This window comes from Nocardia miyunensis NBRC 108239 (assembly GCF_001613065.1).
In the GTDB taxonomy this organism is placed as follows: domain Bacteria; phylum Actinomycetota; class Actinomycetes; order Mycobacteriales; family Mycobacteriaceae; genus Nocardia; species Nocardia miyunensis.
In genome coordinates, this window is the sequence record NZ_BDBQ01000028.1 from 1 (window position 1) to 11,855 (window position 11,855).

Here is an 11,855-nt window from a genome sequence, read left to right on the forward strand (position 1 = left end):
TACCAGCACCTGTTCTGGTACTTCGGCCACCCCGAGGTGTACATCATCGCGCTGCCGTTCTTCGGCATCGTCTCGGAGATCTTCCCGGTCTTCAGCCGTAAGCCGATCTTCGGTTACACCACCCTGGTCTACGCGACGCTGGGTATCGCGGCGCTGTCCATCGCGGTGTGGGCGCACCACATGTACGCCACCGGTGCGGTGCTGCTGCCGTACTTCTCCTTCATGACCTTCCTGATCGCGGTTCCGACCGGCGTGAAGTTCTTCAACTGGATCGGCACCATGTGGCGCGGCCAGCTGACGTTCGAGACGCCGATGCTGTGGTCGGTGGGCTTCCTGGTCACCTTCCTGTTCGGTGGTCTGTCGGGTGTCATCCTGGCCAGCCCCCCGCTGGACTTCCACGTGTCGGACACCTACTTCGTGGTCGCGCACTTCCACTACGTGCTCTTCGGCACCATCGTGTTCGCCACCTTCGCGGGCATCTACTTCTGGTTCCCGAAGATGACCGGCCGGATGATGGACGAGCGTCTGGGCAAGTGGCACTTCTGGGCCACCATGGTCGGCTTCCACACGACCTTCCTGGTGCAGCACTGGCTGGGTGCGGAGGGTATGCCGCGCCGGTACGCGGACTACCTGCCCACCGACGGTTTCACCACGTTGAACACCATCTCCACGATCGGCGCGTTCATCCTGGGCGCCTCGACGCTGCCGTTCATCTGGAACGTGTTCAAGTCCTACCGCTACGGCGAGGTCGTGACCGTGGACGATCCGTGGGGCTACGGCAACTCGCTGGAGTGGGCGACCTCCTGCCCGCCGCCGCGGCACAACTTCTACGAGCTGCCGCGCATCCGGTCCGAGCGCCCGGCGTTCGAGCTGCACTACCCGCACATGGTGGAGCGGATGCGGGCCGAGGCCCACGTCGGCTGGGGCGCGAAGTCGCACAGCGTCAAGGAGCTGGAGAAGGTGTCGAGCTGATCGGCTGATCTCGCAGTGACCGACGCGGCGGTCGTCTCTTCGGAGACGGCCGCCGCGTCCTGTTTTTCGAGGTAGTGATTCGGGCCACGGTCCATGGGCCGTGTCCGGTACGCCGGAAACAGCCTGAGACAATAAGGGGCCGTCGTCGGCGGCCGAGTATGTCGCGAGAGGGAGACAACGTGAGCACGTCCGAGCCTGAACCCGGCAACCACGGCCGGGCCGTGGTCGCACAGGCTGCCGCGGGGACGACGGTGCTGATCACCGTCACCGGCCCCGACCGGCCCGGCGTCACCTCGGTCCTGCTGGCGGCGCTGGCGCGCAACGGGGTCAGCCTCCTGGACGTCGAGCAGGTCGTGATCCGCGGTCGGCTGACCCTCGGTGTGCTGGTGTCCTGCCCGGGCGATCCGGAGGGCCTGCAGGACGAGCTCGAGGATGCGATGGTGACCGTCGGCATGCAGGTCGAGGTCGAGATCGGTGCGGATTCCTCGGTCGGGGCGCGGTTGTCGACGCACGCGATCGTGGTGCTGGGCAGTCCGGTGACCGCGCGGGCGTTCAGCGTCATCGCGCGCAAACTGGCCGAACAGGACGTCAACATCGACGCGATCCGAGGTGTCGCGGACTATCCGGTGACCGGTCTCGAGCTGACCGTGACCGCTCCCGCGACCGAAGCCGCCGAGACGCGTCTGCGCACCACGCTGGCCGAGGTCGCGGCCAAGCAGAACATCGATATCGCCGTGGAACGCGCCGGCCTGGCCCGGCGGGCGAAGCGGCTGATCGTGTTCGACGTCGACTCCACGCTCATCCAGGGCGAGGTGATCGAGATGCTCGCCGCGCACGCCGGGGTCGAGGACGAGGTCCGCAAGGTGACCGAGGCGGCCATGCGGGGCGAGCTGGACTTCGCCGAATCGCTGCGGCAGCGGGTGGCGACCCTGGCCGGGTTGCAGGAGTCGGTGATCGACGAAGTCGCCGAGACGATCACGCTGACGCCCGGTGCGCGCACGACCATTCGCACGTTGCGGCGGCTGGGTTTTCGCTGCGGTGTGGTGTCCGGTGGTTTCCGCCAGGTCATCGAGCCGCTGGCGCACGAGCTGGAACTGGATTTCGTCCAGGCCAACACGCTCGAGGTGGTCGGCGGCCGTCTGACCGGCAAGGTGATCGGGGAGATCGTGGACCGGCCCGGAAAGGCCGTGGCGCTGCGGCGTTTCGCCGCCGAGGCCGGTGTGCCGATGGAACAGACCGTCGCGGTGGGTGACGGCGCGAACGATATCGACATGCTCAACGCGGCGGGTCTGGGCATCGCCTTCAACGCCAAACCCGCTCTGCGCGAGATCGCCGATGCCGCCCTGTCGCACCCGTACCTGGATGCGGTCCTGTTCATTCTCGGCGTCACCCGCGACGAGGTCGAGGCCGCCGACGCCCGTGACGGCGTGCTGCGCCGCGTCCCGCTGAACTGAGCCGCCGCGCGATGCTCATACAGTCGGAGCTCGACGACGGATTTCTCGCGCGTCATGCGGAACTGGCGCGCGGATACGGGGGCGGCGGGGATCCGGACGATCCGGCGCTGGTCCAGGCGATGCAGATGGTGCTGCACATCCCGAAACAGGACCCGCCGCCGCGCAGCGCGTTGCTGGCTGCCGCGGCGACCGCGGCGGTCGCGCTGTGCATGGATCCCCGGGTCGGCCCCGGCGGGGAGTGGGAGCAGCGATATCTGACCTGGAAACGCTCACGCATCCGCAAGGTGGCGCGGCGGGCGCGCGGTGCGCAGTGGCTGGCCGCGAACGAGGTCGACGGAATCACCGTGGACATCGACGGCGCACAGGCGCGCGCCCTGGTGCCCGGTCCGGTGGGCGCGATCGATGAGCGAATTCGCAAACTCCAGATCGGCGGCACCGAGCTCGCGCCGGACGATCCCGGTCCCGTCGATCCGGAACTGCCTGTGCTGTGGGTGGATTCGGAGCTGGGGATGACCGTCGGCAAGGCCGCGGCCCAGGTCGGGCACGCGAGCATGCTGCTGGCCGGTGCGTTGCCGGTGGAGCAGGTGTTCCGCTGGGCCGGGCACGGTTATCGCTGTTCGGTGCGCGAGGCGGGACCGCGCTGGGCGGAGCTGTCCCGCCTGGTCCGGGAGGGTTCGGCGACCGCGGTGCGGGACGCCGGATTCACCGAGGTCGCGCCCGGATCGATGACGGTGATCGCCGTCCCGCCAGGCGTTTCGGACTGACCGCGCCACGGCAGTCCGCAGCGCATCGGCCGAAAGCGCGGCGACTTTCCCGGACCGCGAGCGTGTGGTTGTCACGATGGCGACAGTGTCGAATCTCACCGGAGCGATGGCGAATTCGCGGCCACTTCGGGCACGTGACGGGATATGACATCTACGTGCAAACGGACCATGTTGGGAATGTTTCGGGTGCGTGGTCCAAGATGGAGCTCGTGTCGCAACCCGATCCCGATCTACTCATCGATTTCAACCAGGTGACCGTCCGGCGGTCGGGACATACGCTCGTAGGTCCCCTCAGCTGGCAAGTGGAGCTCGACGAACGTTGGGTCGTGCTCGGCCCCAACGGCGCCGGGAAGACCTCCCTGCTCCGAATGGCCGCCGCCGAACTGCATCCGACCTCGGGTACCGCCCATCTGCTGGGTGAGGTACTGGGCCGGACCGATATCAACGATCTGCGTCCGCGCATCGGCCTGTCCTCGGCGGCGGTGGCCAGCCGAGTGCCGTTGGACGAGAAGGTCAGCGATCTGGTGGTCTCGGCAGGCTACGCGGTGATGGGCCGCTGGCGTGAGGAGTACGACGACATGGACACCGATCGCGCGGTGGACATGTTGGAAAGCCTGGGCGCGGAACATCTTTCCGACCGCGCCTACGGCACCCTGTCCGAGGGCGAGCGCAAGCGGGTGCTGATCGCGCGGGCGCTGATGACCGATCCGGAGCTGCTGCTGCTCGACGAGCCCGGCGCCGGTCTGGATCTGGGTGGCCGGGAGGAACTGGTGGAAAGGCTCGGGGATCTGGCCTCGAATCCGGATTCGCCTGCCACCGTCCTCGTCACCCATCACGTGGAGGAGATTCCGCCGGGCTTCTCGCACGGCCTGCTGCTCAATGAGGGCAGTGTTGTCGCCCAGGGGTTGCTCGAGGATGTACTGACCGCCGAGAACCTCAGCAAGGCGTTCCGGCAGTCGATCACCCTGGACCGTATCGACGGCCGCTATTTCGCGCGCCGGAGTCGGCGGTTGGGGCGGCACCGCGCCTGAGCGATCGTTTTCCGTCGTGGTCGCCCGGCATCCGATCGCGTGGACCTGGGCGGCCGTGCTTGCCGGGCCGCCGTGCCCGTGATCGCGCGGAGCCGGGCTCGCTGCGGGCAGGTCCCCAAGCATCCGTTAGGGTGCGAGGGGTGAGTGAGACTGTTGCCGTGAGTGAACCGAGGACACAGCGCGCCCAGCGTCGCGCGAACCCGACGACCGGCACGGTGGAACTGTGAACGATTCGGCGCCGGCGCCACTCAAGGACGCGTCCACGGTCATGTTGGTGCGTGAGGGCGCGTCGGGTCCCGAGGTGTTCCTGCAGCGGCGCGTCAAGGCGATGGCATTCGCCGCCGGGATGACGGTCTTCCCGGGCGGCGGGGTCGACCCGTCCGACGCGCAGGCCGAAATCAGCTGGGCCGGAACGGGTCCCGCGTGGTGGGCCGAGCGGTTCGGCGTCGACGAGGCGCGGGCACAGGCGCTGGTGTGCGCGGCGGTGCGCGAGACGTTCGAGGAATGCGGCGTGCTGCTGGCGGGGCCGACGGCCGACACGGTCGTCTCCGACACGTCGGTGTACAGCGCCGCGCGCGCCCGCCTGGAGCGCCGCGAGCTGTCCCTCGGGCAGTTCCTGGCCGCCGAAAGTCTGGTGCTGCGCGCGGATCTGCTGCGGCCCTGGGCCAACTGGATCACCCCGACCGTGGAATCGCGCCGGTACGACACCAGGTTCTTCGTCGCGGTCCTGCCGGAGGGGCAGCGCGCCGACGGAGCCACCTCCGAGGCCCAGCACGTCGTCTGGTGCACTCCGGCCGAGGCCATCGAGCGATGGAAGGCCGGTATCGACGTACTGCTGCCGCCGACCTGGTCGCAGCTGATCGCACTCGGCCGGTATTCCTCCACCGCCGAGATCTTCGCCGCCGCACCGGATTTCGAGCCGATTCAGCCCGTCCTGACGACGGTGGACGGCAAACCGCGCCTGCAATTCCCGAACAACGAGCGCTACTTCGCCGATTTTCCGGAAGGTTCGCGGATGCGCGGATCCCAGCCCGCGGACTGAGTGCCCCGGGTGCCGCCGCCCAGCTCGGATGCTCCCGCACTGTGCCGCTGAGCCGGATGGAGTGCCTTGAATGTGTGCCGCCGGGACCGGAATCGCGTGTCATGGATGACATCTCCCGGCAAGGTCGAGTGTCTCGGACGGTTGCCGGGGCGGGAGCAAGTGCCTTGGACGGATGTGCGGCCGGGTCAGGGCCGAGTGTCTTGGATTGTGATAGCGGGTCGGGATCGAATGCCCGGCCGCCGTGCCGTCGGGCTGGGATCGAGCGACCAGTAGGCTCGTTCCCCGTGGCCGAATTCGTGACCGTTGACCGTCCCGAGCCGGGGATCGCCGTGCTGCGCTTCGCGCGGCCGCCGATGAATCTGATCGATCTGCAGGTGGCGCGGGAGCTGGCGGCCGAGGCCGAGCGGATCGGTGCGGACGCGCAGGTGCGCGCGGTGGTCGTCTACGGCGACGAGCGGGTGTTCTCCGCGGGTGACGAACTGGCCGAGCTGAATCGCTTCACCCCCGACCAGGCCGCAGCGCGGGCCGCGGATCTGCAGGCCGCGCTGGGCTGCCTGGCCCGCCTGCCACAGCCCACGGTCGCCGCGATCAGCGGTTATGCACTCGGCGCGGGCCTGGAACTGGCCCTGGGCGCGGATCGACGCATCATCGGTGACAATGTGCGCCTGGCCCTGCCGCAGATTCGCGCGGGCCTGATCCCGCTGTCGGGGATTCGGCGGCTGAGTCTGCTCATCGGGCCCGCACGGGCGAAGGATCTGGTGTACACGGGACGTTTCGTCGAGCCCGACGAGGCTGCCTCGCTCGGCCTGGTCGACGAAGTGGTCGCCCCCGACGACGTCTACCTGGCCGCGATGCGCTGGGCCCGGCAGTTCGTCTCCGGTCCGGCTCGTGCGCTGGCCGCCGCCAAGGCCGTCTTCGAGGCCGGAACCCACGGCCACGATCGGGCTCGCGGCGAGTGGGTGGAGCTGTTCGGCACCGAGGATCGCAGCGTAGGAACACGTTCTTATTTGGTCGCCGGTCCAGGGTCGGCCGAATTCGTCGGCCACTGACCGGACCGGGCGGCATTCGGCGGCCGGGCCCGCCCGCGGTCGCCGGTGTTCGAGTGAGCTCTTCCCCACGGGCCTGATGGTGATGCGGACGTGAGGCTGGGCTACCCTTTCCGATCATGACCGCACGTCATGACGACCCCGCGCCGAACCCGCACGCCACCGAGGCGCAGGTCCAGGCCGCGCTTTCCGACAACAAGCTCGCTCAGGTCCTCTATCACGACTGGGAGGCCGAGACCTACGACGACAAGTGGTCGATCTCGTACGACGAGCGCTGTATCGCGTATGCCCGCGGTCGCTTCGATGCCGTTGTGCCCGACGCGCAGCTGCCCTACGAGCGCGCGCTCGAGCTCGGCTGCGGCACCGGTTTCTTCCTGCTGAACCTGATGCAGTCCGGCGTGGCGAAGTCCGGTTCGGTGACCGATCTGTCGCCCGGCATGGTCAAGGTCGCCACCCGCAACGGCCAGAACCTGGGCCTCGAGGTCGACGGCCGGGTCGCCGACGCCGAGACCATCCCGTACGACGACGACACCTTCGACCTGGTCTGCGGTCACGCTGTGCTGCACCACATTCCGGATGTCGAACTGGCGCTGAAGGAATGCCTGCGCGTGCTCAAGCCGGGCGGCCGGTTCGTGTTCGCCGGCGAGCCCACCACGATCGGCAACTTCTACGCCCGCAAGCTTGGGCAGGTCACCTGGAAGGTGACCACCGAGATCACCAAGCTGCCGTTCCTGTCGGAGTGGCGGCGTCCGCAGGAGGAACTGGACGAGTCCTCCCGCGCCGCGGCCCTCGAGGCCGTGGTGGATCTGCACACCTTCGATCCCTCGGACCTCGAGGACATCGCCCGGCGCGCGGGCGCGACCGAGGTGCACGCCGAGACCGAGGAGTTCGCTGCGGCCCTGTGGGGCTGGCCGGTGCGCACCTTCGAGGCCGCGGTGCCCGACGAGAAGCTGACCTGGCGTTACCGCATGGCGCAGTACCGGGCCTGGCTGGGCCTGAGCAAGCTGGACGAGAAGGTGCTGCGGCACGTCGTGCCCCGGCAGTTCTTCTACAACGCGATGATCACCGGCGTGAAGCCGGGCGGCGCGGGAAGGTAATGCGACCGGGCGGGGTGCTCTAGTGGCGTACCGCTTCACCCGTGCCGATATCGCGTACCTCGGGGGCGCCGCCGGGCGGGCGGCCCTGGCCGAGGTGGATCGGCTGACGCTGAGCACCGCGAGTCTGCTCGGCGACCTGGAGCGGGTGCGGCGCGAACATGGTGATCGCGCCGCCGCGCTGGTGGAAACGGTGCGTCTACGTCGCCGGGCCGCGGCGAAACTGGCCGGCGCGCAAGGTTGGCTGTTCACCGACGAGGCATTGCAGCAGGCGACTCCCAGTGTGGTCGCCGAGCATCGGGCTCGTCGGCTGGCTGGTCGCACGGTGCACGACCTGACCTGTTCGGTCGGCGCGGAACTCGTTGCGCTGCACCGGGTCTGCCCGGCGGTGATCGGCAGCGACCTGGACGAGGTACGTCTCGCGATGGCCGCGCACAATCTCGCCGACGCCCGGAATGTCCTGCTGGCCAAGGCCGATGCGCTCGTTCCGTGCAGTACCGCGACCGTGGTGATCGCCGATCCGGCCCGGCGCGCGGACGGCCGCCGCACGCACGATCCGGCGAAACTGCAACCGCCGCTGCCGGATCTGCTCGACGCCTACCGCGGCCGCGACATCGCCGTGAAATGCGCTCCCGGGCTGGATTTCGCCCAGTTCGCCGAGTGTGAGGCCGAGGTGGTCTCACTGGACGGCGCGGTGCGCGAGGCGTGCCTGTGGTCAGCCGGACTGGCCGAGCCCGGCGTCACCCGCCGCGCGACGGTGCTGCGCTCGGACGGCAGTTCCCGGACCCTCACCGACGCCGCGCCCGACGAAATCCCCGAACGTGCGCCGGGGGAGTGGATCATCGATCCGGACGGCGCGGTGGTGCGCGCCGGTCTCGTCCGCCACTACGCCGCCGAAAACGGCCTGTGGCAACTGGATCCGCGCATCGCATACCTCACCGGCGACCGCGTCCCCGACGGAGTGCGCGGTCTGCGCATCCTGGATCGCCTGGACCTGCGCGAGAAGACGTTGCGCGCGGAGCTGCGCCGCCGGGACTGCGGCCCGCTGGAAATCCTTACCCGCGGGGTGGATCTGGACCCCGATGCCCTGCGTGCCCGCCTCAAACCCCGTGGGGCTGTTTCATTTTCGCTGGTCATCACCCGAATAGGCCGCAACCCGACGGTATTCCTCTGCGAGACGCCTCCCGTTCGCTGACCGCCGTCACTGCGTGTTCGTCCCGGTGACGCACGGCGGCGGCTTGCTGGCGAATTCACCTGTAGCGCAGGTGAATTCAGCCCGCAGAGCACGGAACGACGCGTCGAACGCGCCGCGGCAACCGGTGGGGCCGGGTGCTGACCGCCGCGGTGTCTACGTCTCGGGCTTGAAGACGTAGATCTCCCCGACGCGGGAAGTCACGACGACTTCACCCTTCTCACCGACCGAGGTTCCGGTGGTGCTGCCCTGCGCACCGGGCAGCACGGCCGAGGCGACGGTGGTGCCGGTGCGGGTGTCGAAGGTGACCAGATTCAGCGCGTCGCCGATCGGGGACACCACATATCCGGTATCGCCCGCGGTCTGCGCGGGACGGCCGCGCAACTGTAGATCCTTGCGCTCCCAGGCGATCTGGACGCTGTCGCCGTTGTCGCGCAACGCCATCAGGTGGCCGTCGTCGCCGCCCGGAATCAGCAGGCCGTCGTCGTCGGAGACCGCGCCGCGCGGTGTGAAGCCGAGGGGCTGCACCCATTTGGTGTGCCCGTTCGCGGTGTCGAGGGCGATCAGACGACCGCTGTTGTCACCCACGTAGACGGTCTTGCCGTCCGGGGAGAGCGTCGGGCTGGTGGCGCTGCCGTCGGTCAGGATATCGGCGCTCCAATCCTGCTGAATCTGCTTGTCCGCGTAGCGCAGTGCCACCAGCGACGCCTTCTCGGATCCGCGCTGCCACACGGTCACGTAGAAGCGCCCGGAACTCGGATCGATGGCCGAGACGTTGGCCACCGGACATTGCGGACCGCCGGACTCGCAGTCGTCCAGGCCGTCGCCGTCGGCCGGGCGCGGCAGGTTCGGATGGGCGAGGAGATCGGGTTCGCCCAGGAGCTGGAACGAGGAGGCCATGCGATCGCCGGTCTGCCGGTTCAGCACGTCGACCTGACCGGACTGGGTGACGGACAGCACGTGGCTGTCATCGGTGAACTGCACCGAGACCGGCACACCGGCCACGGGCGTACGCCAGCGCGGCTCACCGAGCGAGTTGATCGAATTCATCCCGCCGTCGTCGCCCACATAGACGTTGGCCAGCTCGTCGACCGCCGTGACGGAGTGGATGGCGTCCACGCCCAGCGGATTGCAGAATCGCTTGCGGCCGGTGGGCATCTGGAACGAGAACAACGCGCCTGTCGCGCCGGGCTGGCCCACGCAGGCGGTGTCGATGTCGGTGGTGACGAACAGTTGTCCGTCCGGTCCGAGTGTGGTGGGCGTGACGGCCGGGCCGCCGATCGGCCGCGACCAGCTCAGCGTCAGATGCCGCGAGCCGGTGACCGTGGTCGTGCCGCTGTTGCGGCCGTCGTGGAAGGACGCGGGCCAGCCGTGGCCGGGGCCCACCGTGATGTCGTCGAGCGTTGTTCCCCCGCAGCCGCTCAGGGTCAGCACGCCGACCGTACCGAGGGCCGCGGCGGCACGAAATGCCGGGCGGCGCACAATGGTACGGAGATCGTGCGCGGGTCGCCGGATGCTGGTACGCACCTGACCTTGTCTCCCATCTGCTCGTACGGGCTTGCACGAGACTAACCGCCCCGGCCGACAGGCGGTGTGTCGCCTCATGGAGTAGGTCCGCTTCGAGTGGATTTCCGCGGACGACCAGGGTAGGGGATCGGTCGATATCGACCGAAAGTACGCTGGTAGCTCGACGACGACACCGCGGGACGAGAGATCGCCCGATGGATGCGAGGAGCACTTCGTGACGAGCATGTGGGGCGCACCGTTGCGCTCGCGTTGGCGGGGTTCGCGCCGCCGGGATCCGGCGCAGGCGCGTTTTCTGACCATGGCGTCGCTGCGCTGGGTGCTCGCCAACCGGGCGTACACGCCCTGGTATCTGGTGCGGTACTACCGGTTGTTCAAGTTCCGCATGGCCAATCCGCACATCGTCCTGCGCGGCATGGTCTTCCTGGGCCGCCGGGTCGAGGTGCACGCGACGCCCGAGATGGGCCGCATGGAGATCGGCCGCTGGGTGCACATCGGCGACGGCAACGCGATCCGCTGCCACGAGGGTTCGCTGCGCATCGGCGACAAGGTCGTGTTCGGCAAGGACAACGTCGTGAACACCTACCTCGACATCGAGATCGGCGCGTCCACGCTGGTGGCGGACTGGTGCTACATCTGCGACTTCGACCACAAGATGGACGACGTCACCATGCCGATCAAGGATCAGGGCATCGTGAAGAGCCCGGTGCGGATCGGCCCGGACACCTGGATCGCGGCGAAGGTCACCGTATTGCGCGGTACCCGGGTCGGCCGCGGGTGTGTGCTGGGCGCGCACGCCGTGGTCAAGGGGGACGTGCCGGACTACAGCATCGCCGTCGGCGCGCCCGCCAAGGTGGTCAAGAACCGCAAGGACGCCTGGGACGCGGCCGCCGACGCGCGGGCCGCGCACCAGGCCGCGCTGGCCGATATCGAGCGCAAGAAAGCGCTCGGCGGGGGCGCTGCACAAGTGGAATCTTCCAGTATCGGCGCGTCGTAGAGCGGCTTGCCGAAGGAGGGTGAATCTGTCGGTGGCGGGCGGTAGCGTCTGAGCCATGAACCGATACGCCGCTCTGTTGCGAGGAATTACTCCGAGCAATCCCGCCATGCGCGGGGAGAAGTTGCGCGGCGTATTCAGCGGGCTCGGATTCGATTCGGTCGGCTCGGTGCTGGGCAGTGGGAATATCGTGTTCAGCAGTGACGAGTCCGATTGTGCGGCATTGGAATCGCGAATTCAGCGGGGATTGTCCGGCGAGCTCGGCATCGGCGGCGGCACCCTGGTGCGCACCCGTGCCGAGTTGCAGGCGCTGATCGAGTCGGATCCGTTCGCGGGTATGACGCATTCGCGCCAGACCTATCTGATGGTGACTTTCCTGAAGGACGCGGACAATCCCGGTCTGGGCGCCGAGCCGCCCCCTGATCTGGCCGCCCAGGTGAAGATCCTCGGGTACGACGAGCAGGTGCGGGCAATTCTGGCGGTGATGGACAACAGCACGCCGGGAACGCCGAACCATATGGTCTGGCTGGACAAGACCTTCGGCAAGTCGGTTACCACCCGCACCTGGGCCACGGTGCAGAAGGTTTTCGCCAAGTTGTAGGGGCTCGACACCCTCCGGCGATCCGTGGTGGATCGAGGGGTTCGCATCGGGAATGCCGGATCATCCGATGAGCGCACACAGCCGATGAAACCGATCATGTGAATACCGGGAGAATTCGTCTCGGGGGACCGCAATCGAAAT

At 68.4% G+C, this 11,855-nt stretch carries 11 protein-coding genes; 10 read left to right on the forward strand and 1 reads right to left on the reverse strand.

The window, feature by feature from the left end:
- The 8 genes from NM2_RS11150 to NM2_RS11185 form a co-directional block, all read left to right on the forward strand.
- On the forward strand, positions 1-972 hold a 972-nt coding region (locus tag NM2_RS11150), incomplete at its 5' end, for a cytochrome c oxidase subunit I (RefSeq protein WP_174575627.1).
- A gap of 158 nt (positions 973-1,130) precedes the next feature.
- Complete coding sequence (serB, locus tag NM2_RS11155) at positions 1,131-2,426, forward strand: phosphoserine phosphatase SerB (RefSeq protein WP_084530757.1); 1,296 nt, start codon at positions 1,131-1,133, stop codon at positions 2,424-2,426.
- Between the two features lie 11 nt (positions 2,427-2,437).
- The gene (locus NM2_RS11160; RefSeq protein ID WP_067667342.1) at positions 2,438-3,190 is read left to right on the forward strand and encodes a peptidyl-tRNA hydrolase; all 753 of its coding nucleotides are present in this window, start codon (positions 2,438-2,440) and stop codon (positions 3,188-3,190) included.
- Between the two features lie 200 nt (positions 3,191-3,390).
- Positions 3,391-4,221 (forward strand): ABC transporter ATP-binding protein, encoded by an 831-nt coding sequence (locus NM2_RS11165; protein WP_067667343.1) that lies wholly within the window; start codon positions 3,391-3,393, stop codon positions 4,219-4,221.
- A 268-nt stretch (positions 4,222-4,489) separates the two neighbouring features.
- Positions 4,490-5,263, forward strand: coding sequence for an NUDIX hydrolase (locus NM2_RS11170; RefSeq protein ID WP_169816161.1), 774 nt, complete (start codon positions 4,490-4,492; stop codon positions 5,261-5,263).
- Between the two features lie 284 nt (positions 5,264-5,547).
- A complete protein-coding gene (locus NM2_RS11175) occupies positions 5,548-6,312 on the forward strand; it encodes an enoyl-CoA hydratase-related protein (RefSeq protein ID WP_067667346.1) in 765 nt (254 codons plus the stop codon).
- A gap of 116 nt (positions 6,313-6,428) precedes the next feature.
- On the forward strand, positions 6,429-7,406 hold the full coding sequence (locus tag NM2_RS11180) for a class I SAM-dependent methyltransferase (protein ID WP_067667347.1): 978 nt from the start codon (positions 6,429-6,431) through the stop codon (positions 7,404-7,406).
- A 22-nt stretch (positions 7,407-7,428) separates the two neighbouring features.
- Positions 7,429-8,598 (forward strand): THUMP-like domain-containing protein, encoded by a 1,170-nt coding sequence (locus tag NM2_RS11185; protein WP_067667349.1) that lies wholly within the window; start codon positions 7,429-7,431, stop codon positions 8,596-8,598.
- Positions 8,599-8,751: 153 nt separating this feature from the next.
- On the opposite strand, the gene NM2_RS11190 is transcribed toward NM2_RS11185, so the two are convergent.
- Entirely contained in the window at positions 8,752-10,122 is a 1,371-nt protein-coding gene (locus NM2_RS11190) for an outer membrane protein assembly factor BamB family protein (RefSeq protein ID WP_245717955.1), read from the reverse strand.
- A gap of 223 nt (positions 10,123-10,345) precedes the next feature.
- Between NM2_RS11190 and NM2_RS11195 the strand changes: the two genes are divergently transcribed.
- Positions 10,346-11,116 (forward strand): acyltransferase, encoded by a 771-nt coding sequence (locus NM2_RS11195; protein ID WP_067667352.1) that lies wholly within the window; start codon positions 10,346-10,348, stop codon positions 11,114-11,116.
- A gap of 55 nt (positions 11,117-11,171) precedes the next feature.
- Positions 11,172-11,714, forward strand: a complete 543-nt coding sequence (locus tag NM2_RS11200) for a DUF1697 domain-containing protein (RefSeq protein ID WP_067667353.1) — start codon at positions 11,172-11,174, stop codon at positions 11,712-11,714.
- The last annotated feature ends 141 nt before the right edge of the window (positions 11,715-11,855 follow it).